The 24,237-nt window shown below is 66.7% G+C and carries 18 protein-coding genes; 8 read left to right on the forward strand and 10 right to left on the reverse strand.

Annotated elements, in window-relative coordinates; translation table 11 throughout:
- Positions 1–122: 122 nt before the first annotated feature.
- Both APS40_RS16120 and APS40_RS16125 read right to left on the reverse strand, forming a co-directional pair.
- Entirely contained in the window at positions 123–1,463 is a 1,341-nt protein-coding gene (locus APS40_RS16120) for an MATE family efflux transporter (protein ID WP_055048027.1), read from the reverse strand.
- 2 nt (positions 1,464–1,465) lie between these two features.
- Positions 1,466–2,146 carry a hypothetical protein gene (locus tag APS40_RS16125; protein ID WP_055048028.1) on the reverse strand — a complete coding sequence of 227 codons (681 nt, stop codon included), beginning with the start codon at positions 2,144–2,146 and terminating at the stop codon, positions 1,466–1,468.
- A 201-nt stretch (positions 2,147–2,347) separates the two neighbouring features.
- Between APS40_RS16125 and APS40_RS16130 the strand changes: the two genes are divergently transcribed.
- From APS40_RS16130 to APS40_RS16140, 3 genes are all read left to right on the forward strand, one after another.
- Complete coding sequence (locus tag APS40_RS16130) at positions 2,348–4,882, forward strand: ligase-associated DNA damage response DEXH box helicase (protein WP_055049693.1); 2,535 nt, start codon at positions 2,348–2,350, stop codon at positions 4,880–4,882.
- The gene (gene pdeM, locus APS40_RS16135; protein WP_055048029.1) at positions 4,879–5,610 is read left to right on the forward strand and encodes a ligase-associated DNA damage response endonuclease PdeM; all 732 of its coding nucleotides are present in this window, start codon (positions 4,879–4,881) and stop codon (positions 5,608–5,610) included. The genes APS40_RS16130 and pdeM overlap by 4 nt, the downstream gene beginning before the upstream one ends.
- Positions 5,611–5,713: 103 nt before the next feature.
- Positions 5,714–6,424, forward strand: a complete 711-nt coding sequence (locus APS40_RS16140; protein ID WP_055048030.1) for a head GIN domain-containing protein — start codon at positions 5,714–5,716, stop codon at positions 6,422–6,424.
- Between the two features lie 201 nt (positions 6,425–6,625).
- Here the strand turns inward: APS40_RS16140 and APS40_RS16145 are convergent, their stop codons facing one another.
- The 4 genes from APS40_RS16145 to APS40_RS16160 form a co-directional block, all read right to left on the reverse strand.
- The gene (locus APS40_RS16145; RefSeq protein ID WP_055048031.1) at positions 6,626–7,384 is read right to left on the reverse strand and encodes a TIGR02186 family protein; all 759 of its coding nucleotides are present in this window, start codon (positions 7,382–7,384) and stop codon (positions 6,626–6,628) included.
- A complete protein-coding gene (locus APS40_RS16150) occupies positions 7,384–8,316 on the reverse strand; it encodes a sulfite exporter TauE/SafE family protein (protein ID WP_055048032.1) in 933 nt (310 codons plus the stop codon). The genes APS40_RS16145 and APS40_RS16150 overlap by 1 nt, the downstream gene beginning before the upstream one ends.
- Positions 8,317–8,478: 162 nt before the next feature.
- On the reverse strand, positions 8,479–9,552 hold the full coding sequence (rsgA, locus tag APS40_RS16155; protein ID WP_055048033.1) for a ribosome small subunit-dependent GTPase A: 1,074 nt from the start codon (positions 9,550–9,552) through the stop codon (positions 8,479–8,481).
- A 178-nt stretch (positions 9,553–9,730) separates the two neighbouring features.
- Positions 9,731–10,711: a GlxA family transcriptional regulator gene (locus APS40_RS16160; protein ID WP_442855809.1), complete on the reverse strand. Its 981-nt coding sequence runs from the start codon at positions 10,709–10,711 to the stop codon at positions 9,731–9,733.
- 109 nt (positions 10,712–10,820) lie between these two features.
- Here APS40_RS16160 and APS40_RS16165 point away from each other — a divergent pair, with 109 nt between their 5' ends.
- A complete protein-coding gene (locus tag APS40_RS16165; RefSeq protein WP_055048034.1) occupies positions 10,821–11,618 on the forward strand; it encodes an alpha/beta hydrolase in 798 nt (265 codons plus the stop codon).
- 392 nt (positions 11,619–12,010) lie between these two features.
- On the opposite strand, the gene APS40_RS16170 is transcribed toward APS40_RS16165, so the two are convergent.
- A complete protein-coding gene (locus APS40_RS16170) occupies positions 12,011–15,931 on the reverse strand; it encodes a peptidoglycan-binding protein (protein ID WP_055048035.1) in 3,921 nt (1,306 codons plus the stop codon).
- A 247-nt stretch (positions 15,932–16,178) separates the two neighbouring features.
- Here APS40_RS16170 and APS40_RS16175 point away from each other — a divergent pair, with 247 nt between their 5' ends.
- Positions 16,179–16,838: a response regulator gene (locus APS40_RS16175; protein ID WP_055048036.1), complete on the forward strand. Its 660-nt coding sequence runs from the start codon at positions 16,179–16,181 to the stop codon at positions 16,836–16,838.
- A gap of 10 nt (positions 16,839–16,848) precedes the next feature.
- On the opposite strand, the gene APS40_RS16180 is transcribed toward APS40_RS16175, so the two are convergent.
- Positions 16,849–18,465 (reverse strand): hybrid sensor histidine kinase/response regulator, encoded by a 1,617-nt coding sequence (locus APS40_RS16180; protein WP_055048037.1) that lies wholly within the window; start codon positions 18,463–18,465, stop codon positions 16,849–16,851.
- A 258-nt stretch (positions 18,466–18,723) separates the two neighbouring features.
- On the opposite strand from APS40_RS16180, the gene mscL reads away from it, so the two are divergent.
- A complete protein-coding gene (mscL, locus tag APS40_RS16185; protein WP_055048038.1) occupies positions 18,724–19,155 on the forward strand; it encodes a large conductance mechanosensitive channel protein MscL in 432 nt (143 codons plus the stop codon).
- A 179-nt stretch (positions 19,156–19,334) separates the two neighbouring features.
- Here the strand turns inward: mscL and maiA are convergent, their stop codons facing one another.
- The gene (maiA, locus tag APS40_RS16190; RefSeq protein ID WP_055049695.1) at positions 19,335–19,970 is read right to left on the reverse strand and encodes a maleylacetoacetate isomerase; all 636 of its coding nucleotides are present in this window, start codon (positions 19,968–19,970) and stop codon (positions 19,335–19,337) included.
- Between the two features lie 222 nt (positions 19,971–20,192).
- On the opposite strand from maiA, the gene APS40_RS25515 reads away from it, so the two are divergent.
- Positions 20,193–20,906 carry a glyoxalase superfamily protein gene (locus APS40_RS25515; RefSeq protein ID WP_055048039.1) on the forward strand — a complete coding sequence of 238 codons (714 nt, stop codon included), beginning with the start codon at positions 20,193–20,195 and terminating at the stop codon, positions 20,904–20,906.
- Between the two features lie 20 nt (positions 20,907–20,926).
- Here the strand turns inward: APS40_RS25515 and hemA are convergent, their stop codons facing one another.
- Entirely contained in the window at positions 20,927–22,207 is a 1,281-nt protein-coding gene (hemA, locus tag APS40_RS16200) for a 5-aminolevulinate synthase (RefSeq protein WP_055048040.1), read from the reverse strand.
- A gap of 383 nt (positions 22,208–22,590) precedes the next feature.
- Here hemA and APS40_RS16205 point away from each other — a divergent pair, with 383 nt between their 5' ends.
- Positions 22,591–23,916 carry a hypothetical protein gene (locus APS40_RS16205; protein ID WP_055048041.1) on the forward strand — a complete coding sequence of 442 codons (1,326 nt, stop codon included), beginning with the start codon at positions 22,591–22,593 and terminating at the stop codon, positions 23,914–23,916.
- Positions 23,917–24,237: the final 321 nt, after the last annotated feature.

Genomic DNA, 24,237 nt, shown 5'->3' on the forward strand with positions numbered 1-24,237 from the left:
CCCCTGGCCGCTCCCCCTGAAACAGGGGGAGGGAGACGCTGGCCTCAATGTCAGTGGAAGGGTCTCCCTCCCCCTTGCGGGGAGGGGACAGGGGTGGGGGTCCACAGCCACCAGCCCATCAGTCAGGCACTAAACAGACCCGCTTTCTTCCGCTCCAGCGCCCACCAGTAGAACCCGGCGCGGCAGAGGAAGAACAGGTGGATCGAGATCCATAGCCCGGTATTGCCGAGAGCCCCCTGCAGCACCACGGCGACGGCGAGGAAGAAAGCCAGGGCCAGCACCATGCCGTTGCGCATCACCGTGTTGAGCGTCACGCCCACCAAGATCCCGTCGAACACGAAGGCCGGCATGCCGGTGAGCGAGGAGAGCGCTGCGATCCACAGGAACATCCGGGCGTATTCGCGCACCGGCTCGCTCGTGGTCATGAAGTCGATCAGGTACCAGCCGCCGGCAAACCAGACCAGCGCCAGCCCCACCGCGATCAGCGTCCCCCAGCCAAAGGCCAGCGCATAGGCTCGGTCGAAGGCGGGCCGCCAGTTGGCGCCCACTGCCTTGCCGCAGAGTTGCTCGGCCGCCTGCGCGATGCCATCGAGGAAGAAACCCGAGATCATCAGGAAGTTGAGGAGGATCGCGTTGGCGGCCAGCGGCACCTCGCCCAGCCGCGAGCCCTGCGCCGCGAAATAGGCATAGGCGCCCATCAGCGCGATGGAGCGGATCATCAGGTCGCGGCTCAACCCGAACATGCGGCGCAGCGCATGGCCGTGGAGCAGTTCGTCCGGCACGATCATCGCCATGACCTTGCGGAGCCCGCCAAAATGGCCCGCCAGCAGCCAGAGGCCGACAAGGCACGCCACGGCCTGGCCAATCACCGTTGCCAGCGCCGCCCCATGCGGGCCCCAGCCGAAACTCATCACGAACAGGATCGACAGCGGGATGTCGATCCCATGGATCAGCATCTGCAGCATCATGCCGGTCTTGGCCTGGGCGCGGCCATAGAACCAGCCGAGCAGCGCATAGTTGATCAGCGAGAACGGCGCCGCCCAGATGCGGACCTCGAAATACTGCTGCATGGCCTCGGCGACGCCCGCGGTTGGAGCCATGGCGAGGTTGGCGAGCGCCAGCAGTGGCAACTGCAGCGCAAGCATCAGCGCCGCGGCGATCACCCCGATACCGATGGCGCGCGCCACATGCAGCAGCCCGTCGCGCGGATCGCGCGCCCCGATCGCCTGCGCCGTGAGCCCGGCGGTGCCGGTCCTCAAGAAATACGCCATCGAGAAGATGAAATCGAACACCAGCGCGCCCAGCACCACGCCGCCCAGCATTGCAGCGTCGCCCTGCCGGCCGATCACAGTGATATCCACCAGTCCGGCCAGAGGCTCGGTGATGAAGGCGACGGAAGCGGGCAGCGCAATGGCCCAGACGTCGCGCGAGCGCACGTCGAACGGATAGGTCGGTCGGGTCAAGATCAGTGCTCGGTGAGAAGGTCTATGACGATATCGGCACGGCCGCGGGAGCGTTTCACCAGGTCGTAATTGGCGAGGTCGACGCGCTCGACATGCTGCCGGTTGCGCTCGGCGGTAAACAGTCCGTGTTCGCCATGGCGCTTCAACAGGCGCTCCCGCACCGTGTCGCGTGGCAGGTCGACGAACACCGAGAGGTCGAGCAGCGGCTTGATCCGCCACCATGGCGCGTTGCCGAGCAGCAGGTAGTTGCCCTCGACCACCAGCATTTTCACCGCCGCCGGCACGATGAAGGCATCGAGCACCACGTCCTCGATCTCGCGCGAATAGCCCGGACCACTCACCGGGCCGTCGGCGGCTTTCAGCCCCTCGAGGAAATCGGCGAAGGCGCCGCCTTCGAAGGTGTGGGGCGCCCCCTTGTCCTTGACCGTGCCCAAGCTCTCGAGCTTGGCGTGCAGCATGTGGAAGCCGTCCATCGGCACGTAGGCAGCGCTGCCCGGCTTGGCACGGTTCAGGGCCTCGACCAGTTGCACGGCGAGCGTCGATTTGCCGACGCCGGGACCGCCGGCAAGGCCGATGGCGACTCTGCCGGTGCGGTTGGCCGACACCGCCGCGGCGCGCTCGACCAGCCAGGCCAGCACCTGCTCCGGCGTCAGCTTGAGCTCCTGCTGCTCGTTGTCATTCATCGGTAGATCCTCCGCGGAGTGGCGTAGCGGATTCCATTGCGACAGACGACCCCCTCCCATCCTCCCCCATGAAGGGGGAGGTGCCCCGCCGGTTCGTGGGCACGATCGAGCCACAAGCTCGACTCTTCACCTCCCCCTTCATGGGGGAGGACGGGAGGGGGCCGTCTCCCTCGGCTCTTGCTCGTTCGACCCACTCCCCCCATACTGTGCACAAACCGGGAACGCCCCTTGCCCCTCCGTTCAGAGATCACCGACTGGTTCGCCGGCAAGGGCTGGGCGCCGCGTGCGCATCAGTTGGCGGTGCTCGAGGCCACCGAGGCGGGGGATTCCGCGCTGCTGATCGCCCCCACCGGCGCCGGCAAGACCCTGGCGGGTTTCCTCCCCACCCTCAACGATCTGATCGAGCACCCGCGGCCGGGCCTTCATACGCTTTACCTGTCGCCACTGAAGGCGCTGGCGGTGGACGTGCAGCGCAACCTGATGACGCCGATCTCCGAGATGGGCCTCGGCATCCGCGTCGAGGCCCGCACCGGTGACACCCCGTCGCATCGCCGCCAGCGGCAGCGCTTCGATCCGCCCCAGATCCTCCTTACCACGCCCGAACAGCTGGCGCTGTTGCTGAGCCATCCGGACGCGCCAAAACTGTTCGGTTCGCTCCGCCGTGTCGTGCTCGACGAGCTGCACGCCATGGTCACCAACAAGCGCGGTGAGCTGATGTCGCTGGGCGTTGCCCGCCTCGGCACGCTCGCGCCGCAATTGCGGATCACCGCGCTCAGCGCCACCGTCGCCCGCCCGGACCTGCTGCGCGACTGGATCGCGAGCCCGGTGCCGGGCGCCGAGGCGCGGCTGCTGATGGGGCAGGGCGGCGCCAAGCCGCATATCGAGATTCTGAAGTCCGCCGAGGTAATCCCCTGGGCGGGGCATTCCTCGCTCTACGCCATCCCCGACCTCTACCGCACCATCAAGCAGCACAAGACCACGCTGCTGTTCGTCAACACCCGCTCGCAGGCCGAGATGCTGTTTCAGGAACTGTGGCAAGCCAACGAAGACATGCTGCCCATCGCCATGCATCACGGCTCGCTGGCGGTGGAGCAGCGCCGCAAGGTCGAGGCTGCGATGTCGGAGGGCCGGCTGCGCGCCGTGGTCTGTACTTCGACGCTCGATCTCGGCATCGACTGGGGCGATGTCGACCTCGTCGTGCAGGTGGGCGCCCCCAAGGGCTCTTCCCGCATGCTGCAGCGCATCGGCCGCGCCAATCACCGGCTGGACGAGCCCAGCAAGGCGCTGTTCGTGCCCTCCAATCGCTTCGAGGTCCTGGAGTGCGAAGCGGCGCTCGAGGCCGTCGAGCACAACCAGCAGGACAGCGAGGATCCGGTTTCCGGAGGGCTCGACGTGCTGGCGCAGCACATCCTCGGCAGCGCCTGCGCCGATGCCTTCGATCCGGTGGCGCTGCATGCCGAGATCCGCCGCGCCTGGCCGTATCGCGAGCTGAGCTGGGAGCAGTTCGAGCGCACCGTCGATTTCGTCGCCACCGGCGGCTATGCGCTGCGCGCCTACGAGCGCTACGCCAAACTGCGCCAGACCGGCGACGGCAAGTTCCGCATCGCCAACCCGCAGGTGGCGCAACAGTACCGGCTCAATATCGGCACCATCGTCGAGGAGCCGATGGTCAAGGTTCGGCTGGTCAAGGGGCGTGGCTTCACCAGGGGCGCCACCACCGGACCCATCGGTCGCTTCGGCCGGGTCCTGGGCGAGATGGAGGAGTATTTTTTCACTACCCTCACCAAGGGCGACACCTTCCTGTTCGGCTCCGAGATCGTCGCCTACGAGGGGATGTTCGAGAGCGAGGCCTATGTCAGCCGCTCGCAGGGCAAGGACCCGAAAATCCCATCTTACATGGGCGGCAAGTTCCCGCTCTCCACCTTCCTTGCCGACGGTGTCCGCAAACTCCTCGCTCATCCCGACGAATGGCACCTGTTGCCCGACCAGGTGAGCGACTGGCTGCGCCTGCAGCAGGAAGCCTCGATCCTGCCGGCCCAGGACTCGCTGCTGGTCGAAACCTTCCCGCGCGGCGCGCAGAATTACCTCGTCTGCTACCCGTTCGAAGGGCGGCTGGCGCACCAGACGCTCGGCATGCTGCTGACCCGGCGGCTGGAGCGGGCGCGCGCCCGCCCGCTCGGTTTCGTCGCCTCCGACTACTCGCTCGCCGTCTGGGGCCTCGGCGATTTCTCGGCGCTGATCCGCACCGGCAGGTTGTCGCTCGACGACCTGTTCGACGAGGACATGCTGGGCGACGACCTCGAGGCCTGGCTCGACGAAAGCCAGCTGATGCGCCGCACCTTCCGCAACTGCGCCATCATCGCCGGGCTGATCGAGCGCCGGCATCCGGGCCAGAAGGAAAAGACCGGCCGGCAGATCACCGTCTCCTCCGACATCATCTACGATGTGCTCTACCAGCACGAGCCCGACCACATCCTCATCCAGGCCACCCGCCGTGACGCGGCGCGCGGGCTGCTCGATATCGAGCGGCTCGGCCACATGCTCGCCCGCATCAAGCGCCACATCGTGCATAAGCCGCTCGACCGAATCTCGCCATTGGCGGTACCGGTATTGCTCGATATCGGAAAAGTTCCGGTGGTCGGCGAGGCCCGCGAAAGCACCATGGCCGAAGCTGCCGAGGAGCTGATCGCCGAAGCCATGGGCGTTAGCCCCGAGATGAGGAAACGGGCGAATTGACTTCTGCCTGGGCAGCACGCACTGCCCCGATCGACGACAAGGGCGACCCCGTGCACCTGCTTTTCGCCGGTCACAGCTTCGAGCCACTGCCCTCGGGTGCCCTCTGGTGGGCCGCCGAAGGCGTGCTGCTGGTCGCCGACCTGCACCTCGAAAAGCTCTCCTCCTATGCCAAACGCGGCAGCCTGTTGCCGCCCTACGACACAGGCCTGACGCTTCGCCGCCTCGAGGCCGATATCGCGGCGACCGGCGCCGGCGAAGTGATCGCGCTCGGCGACAGTTTTCATCGTGACGAAGGCACTTCGACGCTGCAGCCCGCCGATCGCCTGCGCCTGGCGGCGCTGATGGGCAAGGCGCGCTGGACCTGGATTTCCGGCAACCACGACCCGGCGCCGCACAGCCTCGGCGGCATCTGCGTCACTGGCCTCGACCGCGCCGGGCTGACGCTGACGCATGAGCCCAAGCCGGGGCAGGGCGTCGTCGCCGGTCACCTCCATCCCGCCGCGCATGTGGCGATGAACGGCCGATCGATCCGCCGCCCCTGTTTCGTCCACGATGGCCGGCTGCTGGTGCTGCCTGCCTATGGCGCAGCGACCGGCAGCCTCAATATCCTGAGCCCCGCCTTTGTCGGCCTGCTGCATTGGCCGACTCTGGAGGTTGCGATGATCGGGCGGGGCCGGGTCTATCCGGTGAGCCCGAAGCGCCTGGTGACGGGCTACGAGGCCTGGTGAAGCGGCCCGGGCACGCACCCCCAAATATTCTCGTTCCGAACCCTTGATCGGCAAGTAACACACCACCCACGTGTCAGCTTCAAACGGGAACGGGACAATCGACATGCATGGGATCGTGAAACTGACCGCCGCAGCCACGGCGCTGCTGCTCCTCGCCGCGCCGGCTTTTGCCGAAACCCGCAACATCGAGCTGCCGGCCTTCGGCGCGCTCGATGTCTCGTCCGGGATCGATGCCATCGTCACCGTGGGCGGCACCCAGTCGATCACCGCCGAGGCCAAGGACAAGCGCCTGCTCGACGACCTGCAGCTCAAGGTCGAGGGCAATACGCTGAAGGCCTATTATGACTGGAGCTTTTTCGACATCTTCAGCTTCGGCAGCCGCGATCAGGTCAAGCTCACGATCACCGTGCCGGCGCTCAGCCGCGTCGATGCGAGCGCCGGTGCCGATATCGAGGCGACCGGTGTCTCTGGCGATACGCTGAAGTTCAATTCGTCCAGCGGCGCCGACCTGACGCTGCGCGCCGTCGCCGGCAAAGCCATCGAGCTCAATGCCTCGTCCGGCGCCGGGCTGAAGATCGACGGCACCTGCGAGGACGGCAAGGCCAATGCCTCGTCCGGCTCGGACCTCGATGCCGAAAAGCTGCTCTGCGCCACCATGGACGCCAATTCGTCCTCCGGCTCCGACCTCGAAGTCCATGCCTCGCAGTCGATCAAGGCCAACGCCTCCTCGGGCTCCGACCTCACCATCTACGGCAACCCGGCCGAGGTCGATCAGGAGTCGAGCAGCGGCAGCGACATCAAGCTCGAGAACTAGGCGGTTCAACAAATCCGCGGACCGGAGTTCTGGCCCTCTCCCCTGAGGGGAGAGGGTAGTGCAGCTAGGACCGCTTGGTCCGTAGCGAAACTTGGGTGAGGGGTTCAGCCTCTCAGTATGCTGGCTCGTCAAGCATGTCGCACCGCTTCACCCCTCCTACGGCCCTTCGCGTAGAGATGGAGGGACGGCGGCGAACTTGCCCTACCGCTTGAACACCACGCCGCCGAGCCAGCCGGTGAACAGCGCCAGCGCCACGCAGACCAGGCCGTAGAGCAAAGGCTGCGTGCGTGCCGATTGGCCGAGGAAGCGCTCGAAGCCGATCTTGCGCACCGAGAACCCATCGGATTTCTCGGCGATCACCTTGCCGTTCTTGATCAGGTAGGTGTGCGCCAGATAAGGCCCCGGCGGCGCATCCGAGGGCAGCACCACCTGGGCGAAGTAGAAGGTGTCGGAGCGGAACACCACGCCGTTCTCGTTGAGCTTGAACATGCCCTTCTGCTGCATCAACCGGGTCAGCTCGCCGCCGAACACCGTGGCGTCCCACCAGCCCGCCTTGGCGGTGTAGCGCGCTTGGCTGTCGAGCGGGATTTCCTTCTCGGCCAGGGTGATCGGGTCGGTGATGTTGCTCAGCGGCGCATCGCTCAGCACCTGGTAAAACGAGGGGAAGCGCTCGAACTCGGCCTGCGAGGTGTTGAGCCAGATGCCGAACTGGTTGGTCTTGCGCCGCGCCACCCGGTTCTGCAGCGGCCCGGTAATGGTGATGATGGCGTGATAGGGCCCCTCGACGAAGCGCTGCTCGGCCCCTACCTCCGGCTCGATCGAGCCGAACAGCGTCAGCGTCTGGCCGGCAAAGCTCGAGGTGATCGAGACCTCATCCTGGCTGACCTGGGTCACCAGCCGTTCCGCCCATGCCGGCGAGGCAGCGAGGACCAGCGCCAGCGCGAGCAGCAGCGGGCGCATCAGATGACCCCCGACGCGCCGATCACGGCGGTCGAATAGACATCGCCCGGGGTCAGCACCAGGCTGAGCCCGAAGCGGATGGCGACGGCGAGGACGAGGATGGCGAGGAGCGCGCGCAGTTGCTCGCCGCGCAGGTACTTGCCGGCCGAGGCGCCGAACTGCGCCCCTACCGTACCGCCCACCATCAGGCAGAAGGCGAGCAGGATATCGACGCTCTGGCTGGAAACGGCATGCAGGATCGTCGTCGCCGCCATCATCGCCACCACCTGCAGCAGCGAGGTGCCGATCACCATGTTGCCGGGCATGCGCAGGATGTAGACCAGCGCCGGCACCAGGATGAAGCCGCCGCCGATGCCGAGCAGCGAGCCGACGAAGCCGATCGCGACGCCCAGCGTCAGCACCGGGATCACCGAAATATAGAGCCGCGACTTCTTGAACCTGACGCGCCAGGGCAGGCCGTGGAACCAGTTGTGCTGGTTGGGCAGCTTCTCCCGCACCACGATGCCGGCGCGCCGCTTCATGATGGCGCGCCCGGCCTCGATCAACATCAGGGTGCCGACGAAGCCGAGCAGGATCAGGAAGCCGAGCGAAATGACGAGGTCGAGCTGGCCCGCGGCGCGCAGCACCTGGAAGGTGGCGACCCCGCCGAATGCACCCAGGACGCCGGAAAGCACCAGGTACAGCGCCATATGCAGGTCGATCTGCCCGCGTCGGTAGTAGCTGAGCGCCCCCGAGGTCGAGGCCGCCACCACCTGCCCGGTCACCGAAGCCACCGCTACCGAGGAGGGGACGCCCGAAAAGATCAGCAGCGGCGTGAGCAGGAAGCCGCCGCCCACCCCGAACAGCCCCGACAGGAACCCGACCGCTCCCCCGATCCCCACCAGGAAGAACAGGTTCATCGAAAGCTCGGCGATCGGCAGATAGACCTGCACGTGAGGCGTCCAATAGCACTAGGGCATTCCCGAGGCTCTAGCGTGGGGCCGCGACGGAAATGCGACGGTTTTTCGCGAAATGCCACCGAGCATTAGCAGCAAAGTGCAAAGGCGAGGTTAGCCTACCGGGTGGGTCGGGATTGGGAGGGCGACGGCGCCCTCTCACTCCAGCCGCTTGCGGAACTTCATCTCGGCACGATGCATCTTGAAGCGCTGCAGCCGGAGCTTGCGGCTTTCAGCATGCGCCTTCGGGTCCTCCTTGCCATGCTGGAACTCCAGCTCACGCTGCAGCTTGCCATAGGCGCGCCAGCGCGACGCATCGAGCGTACCGTTCGCCAGCGCCTCGACGATTGCGCAGCCCGGCTCGCTGTCATGTCCGCAGTCCCGGAAGCGGCATTGCGCCGCCAGCGCCTCGATATCGGCAAAGGCGGCAGACATGCCCTCGCTCGCATCCCACAGCCCGAGTTCGCGCATCCCGGGCGTATCGAGGATCAGCGCCCCCGAGGGCAGCAGCACCAGTTCCCGGTGCGTCGTAGTGTGACGGCCACGCGCATCATCCTCGCGGATCGCCTGCGTCGCCATCTGCTGCCGGCCGGCCAGGGCATTGACCAGCGTCGACTTGCCGACGCCCGAACTGCCGAGCAGCACCGCGGTGCGTCCCGGCTGCAGGTAGCCGCGCAAGGCCTCGAGGCCGTCCCCGGTCAGCGCCGACACGGCGAGCACCGGAGCGCCCATCGCCACTGCCTCGATCTCGGCCAGCCGGGCGGCGGCGTCGCTGCTCATATCGGCCTTGGTCAGCACCACCACCGGTGCGGCCCCGCTCTCCCAGGCGGTGGCGAGATAGCGTTCGATGCGGCGGGCATTGAGATCGGCATTCATCGACGCGGCAAGCAGCGCCACGTCGACGTTGACGGCGACCACCTGACCGCGCGGGGCGCCCGGGCCGCTGGCGCGACGGGTGAAGATGCTGCTGCGGGGCAGCACATGCTGAATGGAGGCGCTCCCCTCGCCGGGGCGCGCCAGCACCGCGACCCAGTCGCCGGTGACGGGAAGCGCCCCGTCCTCGGCGTCGTGGGCAAGCCTGCCCGCCAACGTGGCGGTTAGTTCGCCGAGCTCGGTGACGATCTCATAGAGACCGCGCTGCTGGACCATCACCCGCCCCGGGAGTAACCCCTGGGCGGCATGGGCGGTGAATTGCTGCTGAAGCGCATCGCTCCAGCCGAATTGTTCGAGCAAGATGGAATTCCTTGGATCAGGGCCATGAAGGCGCCAGCCGGAATCCCTGGTGTGCGGATGCTACGCGGCGGCGCGACGGAGGACGTTTCCCACAATGTCAGTCATTGCACGCCTCCTCTCTGTTCCGCAGGCGACGGGAAGCTAGTCCCCGTCGCGCGCCGTGTCAACGCGTCCCGGTTCAGGCGCGCAGCGCCGCGCCGAAGCGGTCGCGATAGGCGCTGGCCGAGAGCCCGGTGACCTTCTGGAAGACCCTCCGGAAGGCGGAGGGATCCTTGTAGCCGACGTTCCAGGCGATGCGTTCCACGGTGTCGCGGCTGAACTCCAGCCGCTCGCGCGCCAGCGCGATGCGCAACGCCTGCACATACTCCGTCGGTCTCAGCCCCGTGGCCTTGTGGAAGCGGCGGAGAAAGGTGCGTGTCTCGAGCCCGGCTCGTTCTGCCAGGTCCGGAACATTGATCTCCTCGCTCCGGTGCGCCTGCAACCAGTGCTGCACCTTGAGCACGGCGTCGTCGCCATGCGCCAGGCGCGGCGCAAAGGTCGAGTAGTGGCGCTGTTCGCGGCCGGCCGGGTCGACGAGGAGAAACTTCGCGGCGTCGCCCATCACCGTGGGGCCGAGCACGCGATGGATGAGCCGCAGCCCGAGATCGGTCCAGGCCAGCATGCCACCCGCCGTGATGATATCGCCGTCCTCGACGATGATGTCGCCGGGGCTGACCTCGACATCGGGAAAGGCAGCAGCGAAGGCTTCGGCGTAAAGCCAGTGCGTCGTCGCCCGCCGGCCGGACAGCAGCCCGGTATATCCCAGCATGAAGGCACCGCCACAGATCGAGGCGATGGTGGCGCCGGTGCCGTGGCGCTCGCGCAGCCAGCCGACGAAATCGCTCGCCTCGTCGGCGGTCAGCGGGTCGGCCAGCCGGCCGGGGATGACGATGTACTCGGGTCGACCGCCCCCGGGATCGCTGTCGTAACTGCGGGCGAAGCCGCTTTCGCCCATCTGCCAGTGGCTGATGCGGATGCGGTCGCCGCCGCCATGCTGGCGGGCGTAGTCGTTGGCAACCTGGAAGGCATCGGTCAGTCCATGCACCGAGGCCATGGCGCAACCAGGATAGAGCAGCAGGCCGATTTCGGTGTGCCTGACCGCGTCCGTCGTCTTTGTCACTTCTGGCTCCGACAATGTCAGTTGCGGCAATCGTCGCCGATCTGGGCGCAGCTTAGGGTCATCACATCGCGGCGGACAAGGGTTCGTCGGAACCAAGGAGTGACCCAAAATGACCAAGACCATCGTTCTGATCCACGGCGCCTGGCTCAACAGCCTCAGCTGGGAAAATGTGAAGGCCCGCTACGAAGCCAAGGGCTACACCGTGCTCACCCCCGACTGGCCGTTCGATGATCGTGCTCCCTCGGCACTGCGGGCCAACCCGGCTCCGGAGCTGGCCAAGACCGGCCAGCGCGAGATTGTCGACCACCTCGACAGGATCATCCGCGCTTTGCCGGAACAGCCGATCCTGATCGGGCATTCGCTCGGCGGCGTCTTCGTGCAGCAGTTGCTGGCCCGCGGCCTTGGGGTCTCGGGCGTCGCCATCGACCCCGCTCCCACTCCCGGCGTACCTCTTGGCCGTGAGGCCATCGTCTCGGCGCTGCCGGTGTTCGGCGACCTGCTCAGCTGGAACAAGGTCAAGCGGATGTCACTGAAGTTCTTCTCGACGCGCTTTGCCCAGACCGAACCCAACCCGCAGGAAAAGTACGAGCGCTACATCGTGCCGACCCCCGGCAAGGTCTATTGGGACGGTGTGATCAACCCGATGCTGATCGATTGGTCGAAGCAGAACCGCGCGCCACTGCTGCTCATCGGCGGCGGCAAGGACCTGATCGCCGATGCTTCGATGACCGAAGCCATCTACCGCAAGCAGAAGCAGGCCGCTTCGACGACCGAACTGAAGATCTTCGAGGATCGTTCGCACTGGACCTTGATGGACAAGGGCTGGGAAGCTGTTGCCGATCTCGCCCTCAACTGGGCCGTCGAGCACGCCACCGACAAGCGTCCCGCGCTGCGGTTGGCGGCATGAATGGCCACATTGCCGGTCCCGACGCCAAAGGGGTTGGGACCGGTTCGTTCCAAAGTCCGCTTCGGCTCGAAGCGGACTTTTGTTTTGATATGAGCTCACCCTGCCCACGGGCCGTCATCCCGACGAAAGTCGGGACCCACTGCTCGGTTGGCTTGGCGCGAACCGCGCTGGTCGCGCCGTACCCACCGGGTCATTCCCGCGAAAGCGGGAACCTCTGTTTTCTTGGCCTTGGCACGATCGCAAACCGACGTCCCCGCTTTCGCGGGGATGACACCGAGCTTGGGCCCTTTCTCGTGCACCGTTGGCCGTCCGTGAGCAGTGTATCCCTACTTGGCGCGTAGAGGTTTTGCCGGGTTGACGGCGGCGGGGACACCCAGACTGTCGCCCACCACCTACACAGGCTGGCTGCCCAGCACCGCCAGCAGCCGCGGGTTGATTTCGCCGCTCTCGCTCATCCCGGTGGAGCGTTCGAAGACCCTGATGGCCTCTGCAGTCTTGGGGCCGGCGACGCCGTCGGGCGTGCCGACATCGAAGCCGAGCTGATGCAGCGCCATCTGCACACCCTTGACCACCTTGAGGGTGGTGATCGGCGCGCCGGGGTCGAACTTGTCGCTCCAGGTGCCGATCGGCGCGAAATTGGCGACGAAATCGATCGGTTGCGGCTGGAACGCCGCGACTTCCGCGGTCATCTTCTGCACCGTCGCCGCGTCGAGCGAGGCTGCGATGTCGTCGCGTGACTTGGCCGCGTCCTTGTCGCCCTTGTTGGCGGCGAGGCTGAACCATTTGAACGAGGCCGCGAGGTCCTGTTTGACGCCCAGCCCGCGGGCATAAAGCATGCCCAGGTTGAACTGGCTGTCTTTCATGCCGCGGCTCGCCGCTTCCTCGAACCACTTGGCGGCGGCATCGAACTGCTGTGTGCCGAGCCCGCCGCCGGCATAGAGCGCCGCGAGGTTGTGCATCGCCATGCGGTTGCCGGCCTCGGCGGCCTGCTGGTACCACAGCCGCGCCTGCGCGAGATCCCGGTCCACGCCGCGACCGTTCTCGTAGAGGTTGCCGAGCCGGTACTGCGCCGGGGCGAAGCCTTGGCCGGCCGCCCGCTCGTACCAGATCGCGGCGGCCTTCAGGTCCTGCGGCACGGCGCGACCTTCCATATAGATCGCCGCCACCTCGAACTGCGCGCGCACGTCGCCATTGGCGGCGGCGGCCAACAGGGGCTCCGGGCCGAGCGTCGCCGGCGGACGGTCGAACTTTACCGGGCTCTCCATACTGTCGGCCAGCGGTGCGACCGTGTCGCTGAGGCTGGCGAGTACCGCGGGGGACTTCGTCGTATCTCCGGCGGGCGCTTTCGCCGCCAGATCCGTCGCCGCCTCGAAGGCTTGCGGCATCTTCGGCGCTTCGGCGGACGCGACGAATTTCTGCGGCGTCGGGTTGCCGATCGAGGCCGTGGTCAGTTTGTCGATCGCCGGCAGGACGCGCGGCGCGCCGGGCGCCACCGTCCGCGCCTCAAACCCCTGTTCAGCCAACGGCACCGGCGCCAGCGCCGCATCTCCGACATCCCGTGCGGCCTCGGTTGCGGGCGCCGGTGCATCGGCGTCCGCGGGCTTCAGCCGCTGGTTGACCAGGTTGATGGTGAGGCAGGCGAGGGCCACAACGCTGGCGGCGAGCAGGATCGGCCGCTTGTGACGGAGCAGGAAGCTTTGGGGTTTCGCCACCGCGTCGTCGGCCGGCGGGCTGGTGTCCTCGGCGCCCAGCGCCAAGAGGCTCGGTGCGGCGGGCGATGCCGGCTCGTCGGCCTGCCAGCGGCTCGCCGGTTCCTTGTCGCCGGCCAATTGGCGCGCACCTTTCGCCTTGAACAGCCCGAACGGCAGACCGCTCCTTGCGCCGTCATCGTTCTGTCCAGCGGCCTTGGCGACGCTCGCCGCCTTGTTGCCGACGAGCTTTTCCGCCTTCACCGGCGGCTTGTCCTCGCTGGGCCTGACCGGCAGCGTCGCCGACCCCGGGGCGACCGCCGGAGCGTCGCTTCGCGTCGCCTGGAAGCGCGCAAACGCCTTGCCGATCAGCGATCCACCGGCTGCCGAAGTTGGTTCCGCCTTGCCGGCGGCAGCCTGGCGTGCGGCGCGGCGATGCGCCTCGATGAAGGTGTTGCGGTTCGGCATCGGCGGCTCATCCGCCGGTGCCGCGGCGCTTCGCACCTCGGGCGCGGGGCTCGCCACGAACACCTCCTCGGCCGGCAGGTCGAGGCTGGATTTCGGCTGCGGCGGGCGCTCGGCGAGGCTCGGATCGAACACCGGCTTCACCCGGGCTTCGGTGATCTCCAGCGAGGGGATTGGCGCCTGCGGCAGTCCGCCTGCCGGCTCGGCATGACGCAGGCGTGGGCCGTTCTTGGCTTCGAGCGCCGCCTGCAGCGGGTTCGGGTCGCCGAACGGCTTGTCGACCAGCGGTGCATCGACACTCGGATCGGCCGGCATGCTGTCGTCGAGATCGACCGGCTGCGGCCGCGACGGCGGCTCATCTTCGAACGACAGGTTGTCGAGCAGCGGCGCAATCGGATCGGCGGGTTCGCTCGCCTTCGAAGTCGCGGCGGCCGCGGGCTTCGGCTCGAGCTTTGCTACCGGAGCCTCCGGCAACGTCGCATGGCCGGCCGCTGCCGCGCCCGGCGCCGCCGCCTTGGCCTCCAGCGACGCCTCGAGCCGCTGCAGGCGTTCGTTGACCTCGCGGATCGTCGCGTCGAGGGCAATGGTTTCTTCGGCGGGCTTTTCCCTGGCGGCAGCCTTCATCGCCTGGCTGACGCGCTTTTCGATCTCGGCATAGCCGGCTTCGTCGAGACCGGTCTTCGCCGGCTGGTCGAGCTGCCGCATCGCGTCGGAGGTGCGGCTCGCCACCAGGTCGGCCAACTGTTCGAAGTCGGGCGTTTCGGCCGGCGCCGGCGCGTAGAGCTTGGCGAGGCCGGTCAACTGCTCGCCGGTCTGGTCCATGCGTGCCACCAGTTGGCGCACCTGCGCCTCAAGCTGGCCGATGCTCAGGTCGGCCGGCCGGTCGCCGACCCGGTCCGTCAGCACCTCGAGCTGCTGCTCGAGCGCGGCAAAGCGCGGCTCCAGCGCACCCATCACGGTATCGCGCAGGGCTTCCATATCGAGCTTCAACTCGCCGACTTCGGCGCTCCGCACCTCGATGTCCGATATCCTGACGTTCAGCGCGTCGATCAGCTCGATGAGCCCCTGCGGCTGTTGCGGCTGCCGCACTGCCTGGGCCACCCGCCCCAGTTCCTGGGTGATCTTTTCGAGTTCGGCCGGCGGCATGGCCATCGCCCGCTCGATCGCATCGACCCGGTCATAGATGTTGCGGACGCCATTCTCGATGGCGCCCATCGCTTCCTTGAGGCCATCCCTGGGGCTCTCGACCCGGTTGGCGTACTGCACCTGCAGGTCGGCGAGCCGGCCGACCGTCGCGCTCACGTCATCGAGGCGCGCCGTCATGCCGCTCACGTCCGAGCGGTCGGCATAGTGCTTCTGCAGTTCGGCCAGTGTCGCGACCGTGGCGCTGACGTCGTCGAGACGGGCATTGAGCCCGCTGGCGTCGAAGCGCTCGCTATAGTGCTTCTGCAGGTCGGCCAGCTTGCCCACCGTTCTCGACACGTCGTCGAGGCGCTGGTTCAACGCCGTCATGTCGAGCTTGGGGCCTTCGGCGACCAGCTTGGCCAGCCCGGCAATATGCGCTTCGAGCCGCTTGACCTGTCCGGTTTCGCCCACTGCGCCGGCCAGGAGCTCGACCACATGGCTGAGCTGGCCCACCTGCTCGGCAATCTCCCGCACATTGGCGGTCTGCCCCTTGGCCTGCAGCTTGAGTTCGCCTTCGAGCCGCTCGAGCCGGGCTGAGATCCCGCCCACTGCTTCGGCCAATTCGTCGAATTGCGGCGCCGATGGCTGCGCCGGATGCGGCGCCGGCGCCTGAGGGGCAGGGACCGCGCCGCCGAAATGCCGCGAACGGATCTGCTGGATCGCCGATTCGAGCGTGTCGCGCGGATTGACCGGCGCTACCGGCTCGTCGCGGTCGGAGAACTTGTCGATCGCCCGCTGCACCGAGCGCAGGGCTTCGCGATGGCGCGTGTCGGGCTCGGCTTCCGTCACCTGGTGCCTGAGGTCGCGCATCCGCTCCGCCAGGCCCTGGTAGGTTGGCTCGGGCCGCGTCGAGCGCGCCACCTGGGTTTCGACCTGATCGAGCAGCGCCACCAGCTCGCCGCGCAGTTCCTGCCATTCGCCGGACCCTGGCTGGCCGTAGTCTTGCGTCTGGAACGTGGACGTCGCGCGGGCCATCGGTTGATCCCAAGCACCTGAAACGGAATACCTCAGACCCAGTTCGGGCCATGAGCACCCGGTCACTCTTGGGAAAACATGGTAAAGATGGAGTTAAGCCCAATCGCATTTTGCGAATCGGGGCGACTGGGCTGTGGAGAGGGCGCCGGCGGCCCGCCGTCAATCTCTGGTCCCACGCCCGTCTTAAGTGGGATACAAAAGCGGCAAGCCGCTTGTTAGTTAGGGCACCCAGGAGTGCACGCGTAAGATGACCACCCGTCGCATCATCATTGTCGATGATCACCCGCTGTTCCGGGCCGCGTTGCGCCAGACGCTGTCGGGCGGCGATCCGTCGATCTCGGTCGAGGAAGCAGGCGATCTCACGGCTCTCAGCGCCGCGCTCGAGGCCGATCGCGACTGCGACCTCGTGCTGCTCGATCTCAACATGCCCGGCGTGCGCGGCTTTTCCGGCCTGCTGCTGCTGCGCGCCCAGTATCCCGAAATCCCGGTCATGATCGTCACCGCCGTCGAGGATGGCGGCATCATCCGCCGCGCCTTCGAGCTCGGCGCCTCGGGGTACCTGCATAAATCGGTCGGCCCGGCCGACATCCGCCGCGCCATCGAGACCGTGCTGTCGGGCGAGGTGTTCGTGCCCGAGGGTATGGAGTTCCCCGCCGAGGACAACCAGTCGGCCCTGATGCGCCGCCTCGCCACGCTCACCCCGCAGCAGGTGCGCGTGCTGATGATGCTTTCCGACGGCTTGATGAACAAGCAGATCGCCTATGAGCTCTCGATCTCGGAGGCGACGGTCAAGGCGCATGTCTCGGCGATCCTCCAGAAACTCGACGTCGACAGCCGCACCCAGGCGGTGATCGCGGCATCGAAGATCGAAGAAGGCCAGTTCGACGAGTTGCTGTCGGGGGCCTGAGCGCCTCGGCCTAGGCCTCGACCCGCTTACGTCCCCGTTGCCCTGCCAATTGGCTGATCGTCGCCCTGAGGGCCGCCGGCTTTACCGGCTTGGTCACCACGGTGATGCCGCGGTCCTCGGCGAGGGCCCGCACGGCCGGGCTGCGGTCGGCGGTGACCAGGGCCGCCGGCAGGTGGCCGCCGACATTGTGGCGCAGCCACTCGATGGCATCGAGGCCGGAGGTCTGGTCGAGGTGGTAATCCATCAGCACCAAGTCGGGCAGCCAGCCGAGCAGCAGCCCATCCTTGTCGATATCCTTAAGCGAACGGGCCGAACGGACGTCGCAGCCCCAGCCGCCCAGCAAGCCCTCCATCGCATCGAGAATGGCCCGCTCGTTGTCGACGCAGAGAATTCTGAGACCGTTGAGGTTGGAGGTCGGCTCGCGCACCGGGCCGTCCTCCGGCATCACCTTGAGCGAGCGATGGTAGGGCAGGTAGAGCGAAAAGCGCGAACCGCGCGCCTCCTTGCTCTCGAGTTCCATCGTCAACCCCAGCGCCGCCACCAGCCGCTTGACGATCGACAGCCCCAGGCCCAGCCCCTGCGCCATGCGGGCGCCGTGCTCCAGCCGGCTGAACTCGGCAAAGATCAGCGCGTGCTGATCCTTGTTGAAGCCGATGCCGGTATCGATCACGTCGAACCGCACCCGCGTTCCCCGCAGCCGCGCGCCGACCAGCACCCGTCCGCCGGGGCGCGTATACTTGATGGCGTTGGAGACGAGGTTCTGGATGACGCGCGCGGTGAGCGCCCGGTCGCCCACCACGGCAAGCGACGTATCGACCAGCCTGAGGTCGATCTCCTTCTTCAGCGCCAAGGGCGCGAACTCGACATCGACTTTTTTCAACAGGTCGCGCACCTGGAACGGCGTGGCCGCCGGCTTCACCGCGCCCGCATCGATGCGGGAGATATCGAGCAGCGCCGCCATGATCTCCTCGACGGCGGTGAGCGAGGCTTCGATCGAATGCGCCAGCTCGTCGAGGCCGGTGCCGCCGGCTCGTTCGACCAGCGTCGAGGTATAAAGGCGCGCCGCGTTGAGCGGTTGCAGCAGGTCGTGGCTGGCGGCGGCGAAGAAGCGGGTCTTGTCGCGGTTGGCCGCATCGGCCTTGGCCCGCGCCACCTCGAGTTCCGAATTCACCCGGATCAGCGCCGCGGTGCGCTCCTCGACCCGGCCTTCGAGCGACTGGTTGATGCTGGCGAGTTCGGTCTCGGCATCTACCCGCGCCGTCACGTCGGCAAAGCTGATCACCAGCCCGCCGTCGGGCAGCCGCGAAGAATGGAACTCCAGCACCTGACCCTTGGCGCCGAGGCGCTGGCTGACCGTGGTGTGCGACTGCGTCAGCGTCTGCACCCGTTGCGCGGCGAGGGAGATCGCATCGCCGGTGCCCAGGTCACCCCGTCGCGCCACGAACAGCGCCATGTCGTAGAGCGCCGTGCCGGCGCCCAGCAGCCCGTCCGGCAACGCCAGCAATTCGCCATAGCGCGAGTTGCAGGTGACCAGCCGCAGGTCGCGATCGAACACCGCCACCCCCTGCGGGATGTGCTCGATCGCCTGTCGCAGCGAATCCTGTGTCTCGGTCAGCGTCTCGACCATCTCTTGTCCAATGCTAGGCCCCAATATCTGCCCCGGCTTCCGCGGTCGCAAGGCCGCACAAAGTCGGGGCTGTGCCGTGGATCCGGCTGCCGACAAGGGGGCGCGAAGCCGACCGCGTCGTCCACCGCCAGGCAGCGCTGCAGCAACAGTTGAGTTGCTTTGTCGCTCAAACAGGGTGAAAAACCCAACTGAGGGCGCGGCTTGGGTCATCTGCCGCAAAGGGGAGGCCGGTCGGCGCCGCCAACCAAGGGGACTTACATGCTCAAGGAATTTCGCGATTTTGCCCTGAAGGGCAATGTCATCGACCTCGCCATCGGTGTGATCATCGGCGCGGCTTTCGGTGCCATCGTCTCGTCGGTGGTCGACGATCTGTTCATGCCGGTTATCGGCCTGATCCTCAACGGCATCGACTTTTCGAACCTGTTCCTCGTCATCTCCAACCCCAACAACGTGCCGGTGCCGTCCGTCGCCGCCGCCAAGGCAGCGGGCGTGGCGACCCTCAACTACGGCCTGTTCATCAATGCCGTGGTGAAGTTCACCATCATCGCCTTCGTGCTGTTCCTCGTGGTCAAGGGCATCAACCGCCTGCGCAAGAAGGAGGCTGCCGCCCCCGCCGCGCCGCCGGCCCCCACCACCGAAGAAAAGCTGCTCACCGAAATCCGCGACGCCATCAAGGCGCAGAAGGCGTAGATTTCCCCTTAGGCACAACCGACGCGCGCCGCTCGCCCGGCGCGCGTTTTCCACCGTGGCGGCGCGCCCTGCGTCCCACACCCACCGGTGTCATTCCCGCGTAGGCGGGAACCTGGTGGGGTGCTGCCGCACCAGGATCAGGCCCAACGAGTCTTCGGGTCTACCCTCGCCGAACGCAGCTAACCCGGGAAATCCACCTGCGTCTCCGGCCGGGCCGCGACGAACTCGGGCAAGTCACGGCAGGAGGCATCGAGCGCCTCGAGCCGTGGGTAGGGGGCAAGGTCGCAGCCGAAGCGACGCGCATTGGCCATCTGCGGCACGAGGCAAGCCTCCGCGAGGCCGGGCGTGTCGGTAAAGCCGTAGCGGGTGGAGCGCGTTCGCCGCGCCAGCGCCGTCTCGAGGCTTTCGAACGCCGTCGCGATCCAGTGCCGGTACCAGCCATCCACCTGCGCTTCGCTCGCTCCCATCGGGCCGGCGAGATACTTGCGTACCCGGTTGTTGTTGATCGGGTGGAGGTCGGCAGCGATCAGCAACGCAAAGGCCCGCGCCTCTGCCCGCTCGAGCGGATCGGCCGGCAACAGCGGCGGGGTCGGGAAGAGCTCGTCGATGAGCCCGATGATCGCCAGCGACTGCGCGACGATGCGCCCATCGATCTCCAGGGCCGGCATCAGCCCCTGCGGGTTGATGGCCCGGTACTCGGGCGAGCTGGCCGAGGGGACCGGCACATACTCATACGCGATGCCCTTGAGGTTGAGCACGATCCTGACGCGCTGGCCGGCGGAGTTCTGGTAACGGGAATGGAGGCGGAGCTGCATGGCGGCGAACCTGACCGGAATCGCTGTCACAATCCAGCGCCGCCGTTTGACAGGCTCGGCCACTCCGATATCTTGAACGGGCAGGGCTGGTGCAGCCCGCCGCTCGCGCCCTCCGGGGAAAGGTGAATGCACCACCATCAATGCCGGGTTTGAGCCCTCATCGGACAGCCCGTCGGCAACGCGAGCACTGACCTTGTGCGCTGTCCGCCAGAGGATCAGACCATGCATTCCTTTCTCGACGCCAAGCACATGGCCAAGGCGCTGCGCCAAGCCCTTGCCGAACGCGGCCAGCAGATCTCGCACTCCGACGCACTCGAACTTGTCGCCCGCCAGTTTGGCTTCGCCAATTGGAACATGCTCGCCGCCCGCATTGAAGCGGCACACCTGAAGCCGCTGCAGCTGCCCTCTGGCTGGCGTGTCGCCGGCACCACCAACGAGTGGAACTATCGCCTCGGCATCGACCCGCAAGCGCCCGGCACCGCCCTGATTGAAAGCCGCTCCGATCGGGACGCGGTGATCGATCGCGCGGCCGGTGAAACCGCCGTGCTGATGCAGTCGATCCTTGCCGATTCCTATCGCGGCACCCAGTTGCGCCTGACGGCAGAGCTGCGCACCGAAGCGGCGGAGATGGCGACGCTCTGGATGCGCGTCGACCCCCTCGAGGGGCGCTACCTGCACTTCGACAACCTGTTGGAGCGCCCGGATGGCCCGCTCGATGGCACCCGCGGCTGGACCCGGCGCCAGGTTGTGCTTCCGGTGCCAGAGGCAGCGGCCACCATCCACTATGGGTTCTTCCTGCGCGGCAGTGGCAAGGTCTGGGCTCGCCGCTTCACCATCGAAACCGTTGGCCCGACGGTCGCCGCAACCGAACCGCGGCCGCGCTATCTCAGTCGCCCCACCAATCTCGATTTCGGCGGCGGCCCGCCGCCCGCTTAGCGGATCGCGCCAGGCGCGCCTCAGCCGCCGGCGTTGCTCAGCGTCAGGTCGCCGCTGGTCAGCTTGTCGGCGCTGACCTTGGCGGTGGGGCGCTCGCGCGGCAGCTCGAGGCTGGCCCATACGCTGACCAGGGCGTGGCGCAACTCGATGATCATCTCATCGGTATGGAGCGGCGTCGGGGTGATGCGCAGCCGTTCCGTGCCCTTGGGCACCGTGGGGTAGTTGATCGGCTGGATGTAGATATTGTGCTTTTCCATCAGCATATCGCTGGCCGCCTTGCACAGGCGCGCGTCGCCGACGATCACCGGCACGATATGGGTATCGGTCTTCAGTACCGGCAGGCCGGCATCGCCCAGGATATCCTTGGTCAGTTGCGCCTGCCGCTGCTGGCCTTCGCGCTCCACCGAGGAGACCTTGAGGTGTTCGATCGAGGCGCGCGCCGCAGCGCACAGCGCCGGGGGCAGGGCGGTGGTGAAGATGAATTCCGGCGCATAGGAGCGGATCGCATCGATGATCGCCTGGTTGGCGGCGACATAACCCCCCATCACGCCAAACCCCTTGGCGAGCGTGCCTTCGATGATGTCGATCCGGCCCATCAGGCCATCGCGGTCGGCAATGCCGCCACCGCGCGGGCCGTACATGCCGACCGCATGCACTTCATCGATATAGGTGAGCGCGCCGAACTCCTCGGCGAGGTCGCAGATCTCGGCGATCGGCGCCACGTCCCCATCCATCGAATAGACCGACTCGAACACGATCAGCTTGGGCCGCTTGCGGTCGACCGACGCGAGCAGTTCGCGCAGATGCACCACGTCGTTGTGGCGGAAGATCTTCTTTTCCATGCCGGACTGGCGCACGCCCTGGATCATCGAGGCGTGGTTGAGCTGATCGGAGAAGATCACGCAATCGGGGAGCAGGCGGGCGATGGTCGAAATCGCCGCTTCGTTCGACACGAACCCCGAAGTGAACACCAGCGCGGCTTCCTTGCGATGCAGGTCCGCCAGCGAACGCTCGAGTTCGACCAATGGCCGGTTGGTGCCGGAAATATTGCGCGTGCCGCCGGCGCCGACGCCGAGCTTGGCGGCGGTGTCCTGCATGGCGGCGATGGTCACCGGATGCTGGCCCATGCCCAGATAGTCGTTCGAGCACCAGATGGTGATCTCGCGCTGGTTGTCGGCATTGTCCCGGAAGATGGCCCGCGGGAAACGCCCGGCAATTCGTTCGAGATCGGCGAAAACGCGATAGCGCTTTTCCTGCCGCAAGGTGTCGACGGCGTCCTCGAAAAACCCGCGATAGTCCATAGTTCCACTTTCGTAGCGCAGGCGCTTCGCCTGCTGGCGACCTCATGACCGGAGGGTAGCTACTCCCCCGGTCCGTGGCATTGACATAGGTCAATTCGCCGCGCGGCGGCTTATACAAGTCATTGGCCGGGCTGCAGCTTGCCGACGCAGCTTGGAACCATCCTAAACAATGGCGGCTCGCGTGCCAATCAAGCAGATGTGCGCAACTCGTCGCAGCCGCCGGTTCCCCCGGGTGGTAACCTCCGTTCAGAATGGGTTCAGCGCGGGCATGCCACTTCGCTCCCACTGGCCGTTCGTGCAGGGATTAACGGCCCCGATGCCTTTCCGTTGACCCGGTTTGAGCGTCCGCTACTATCAACCTCACGGAAACAGGGGGATCCGCCATGAAGAGCTTCTCTTCGTCCAGCTTCGCCAACGATCATGCCGAAGTGCTCGACCTGGCGCTTGCCGCCGTCAACAAGCATCCGCAGGCGCTGTTCACCGATTTCCAGTGGTTCCTCTACGAAGCGCGCGACACGGTGTTTTTCACTGCGGCGTCGAAGTCGCATTTCGACAAGGACACGCTCGGCAACCTGGTCGCCGACATGGTGGCGCTGGCCCCCCAGCTGAGCCACGGCTTCGTCGGCGCCCGCCCGGGGCAGCCGTTCCCCAAACACCTGCTCGACGCCATCACCCATGTCGAGGAGGTCGACGAGTTCGACGGCTATCCCGACAAGTGGCTGTCGAAGTCCCCCGACATTTTCGAGCGGGACGACCTGCCGCTGTTCCGCGTCTCGGCGGTAGTGCGTCGCGGCGGGCCTGACGCGATGGGCCGGGCCTCGATGATCCAGGTGCGCTCGAGCCATGCGCTGCTCGAAGGCTCGGACTCGGCCCTGCTGACCCGCTCGGCCTCCGCCGGTCACGGCGTGATGAGCGACAAGTCCAACAAGGTGGGGTTTGGCGCCCGCCTCAAGGGGACGCTGCGCGGCTGGGGCATGACCTTCCTGTACGTCACCCTCGCCAATATCCTGGCGCCGCCGGACAAGCCCTGGGGCTTCAAGACCCTGGCGCTGAAGCGGCATCGGCTGCGGCTGCTGGCCAACAAGCTCGGCGTGCGCCAGCGCTCGCTGATGTTCGCGCTGGTGACCCACGCGCTCAACGGCGAGGGCGATGAGCGGCACATGTCGAAAAAGGTGATCGGCGCTGCCTACACCATGCTCGACGGCAAGCGCCACGATGCCGACGACGATTTCTTCCGCGTCCGGGCGCTGGAGGCCAAGTTCGAGGTGATCGACGACTTCGTCGCCTATGTGCGCAAGGTCGACGATACCATCGACAAGATCGAGAAGAAGGACATCACCAAGTTCCAGGTGATGATGAACTCGATGTTCCGTTCGCTGCGCGCCCTCAACCGCGCGCTGCCCTTCCTGCCGGGCAAGCGCTTCTGGCGCTTCAACGGCGGCATCCATGTGGTGCTGACCCTGGTGCCGCCGCATCGCACCTACGGGCCGATGACCCACGGCATGATGGAGCCGATCTATTGCGGCGCCTGGCATCCCGCCGCCAATATCTGCACCTTCTGCCCCGGCCGCGAGTACATCACGCTCAACTTCTCGATGGAAACCCGCCACATCGCCAACGTCGAAAAGATCGAACAGCTGCTGCAAAAGGTCGAAGCGATGGACATCGCCCCGACCGGCAAGGTGATCGTCGAGGACGACGGGGTGTGATTGCTAGGTGAGCTTGCCACCAGAAAGCGCCTCCAAGCTCGGTGTCATCCCCGCGAAAGCGGGGACCTCCGTTTAGGATGGTGCCGCAGGCAGGAAAACAGAGGTTCCCGCTTTCGCAGGAATGACCTGGTGGGCGAGGCAAAATCGTAGTCCTACGCCATGGACGGACGTCGGGACCCATTGCTCGGATGGCAGTACAGGCAAGGACAGTGCCGGTCCACCACGTCAAGGTCGGGTGGTTTGCCGCCGAGGCAGCGGGCCGCGCACTGGGCCCCGGCTTGCGCCGGGGTGACGGCCGGTGCTTGCGGCGGGTTGGCGTTC

The sequence above is a fragment of the Devosia sp. A16 genome, assembly GCF_001402915.1.
Taxonomy (GTDB): Bacteria; Pseudomonadota; Alphaproteobacteria; order Rhizobiales; family Devosiaceae; genus Devosia_A.

Excerpts from the sequence above, each read along its gene's own strand:
- APS40_RS16125 (WP_055048028.1), bottom strand. The coding sequence starts at position 2,146 with ATGAATGACAACGAGCAGCAGGAGCTCAAGCTGACGCCGGAGCAGGTG.
- APS40_RS16140 (WP_055048030.1), top strand. The coding sequence starts at position 5,714 with ATGCATGGGATCGTGAAACTGACCGCCGCAGCCACGGCGCTGCTGCTC.
- APS40_RS16145 (WP_055048031.1), bottom strand. The coding sequence starts at position 7,384 with ATGCGCCCGCTGCTGCTCGCGCTGGCGCTGGTCCTCGCTGCCTCGCCG.
- APS40_RS16165 (WP_055048034.1), top strand. The coding sequence starts at position 10,821 with ATGACCAAGACCATCGTTCTGATCCACGGCGCCTGGCTCAACAGCCTC.
- APS40_RS16170 (WP_055048035.1), bottom strand. The coding sequence starts at position 15,931 with ATGGCCCGCGCGACGTCCACGTTCCAGACGCAAGACTACGGCCAGCCA.
- APS40_RS16175 (WP_055048036.1), top strand. The coding sequence starts at position 16,179 with ATGACCACCCGTCGCATCATCATTGTCGATGATCACCCGCTGTTCCGG.
- APS40_RS16180 (WP_055048037.1), bottom strand. The coding sequence starts at position 18,465 with ATGGTCGAGACGCTGACCGAGACACAGGATTCGCTGCGACAGGCGATC.
- mscL (WP_055048038.1), top strand. The coding sequence starts at position 18,724 with ATGCTCAAGGAATTTCGCGATTTTGCCCTGAAGGGCAATGTCATCGAC.
- maiA (WP_055049695.1), bottom strand. The coding sequence starts at position 19,970 with ATGCAGCTCCGCCTCCATTCCCGTTACCAGAACTCCGCCGGCCAGCGC.
- APS40_RS25515 (WP_055048039.1), top strand. The coding sequence starts at position 20,193 with ATGCATTCCTTTCTCGACGCCAAGCACATGGCCAAGGCGCTGCGCCAA.
- hemA (WP_055048040.1), bottom strand. The coding sequence starts at position 22,207 with ATGGACTATCGCGGGTTTTTCGAGGACGCCGTCGACACCTTGCGGCAG.
- APS40_RS16205 (WP_055048041.1), top strand. The coding sequence starts at position 22,591 with ATGAAGAGCTTCTCTTCGTCCAGCTTCGCCAACGATCATGCCGAAGTG.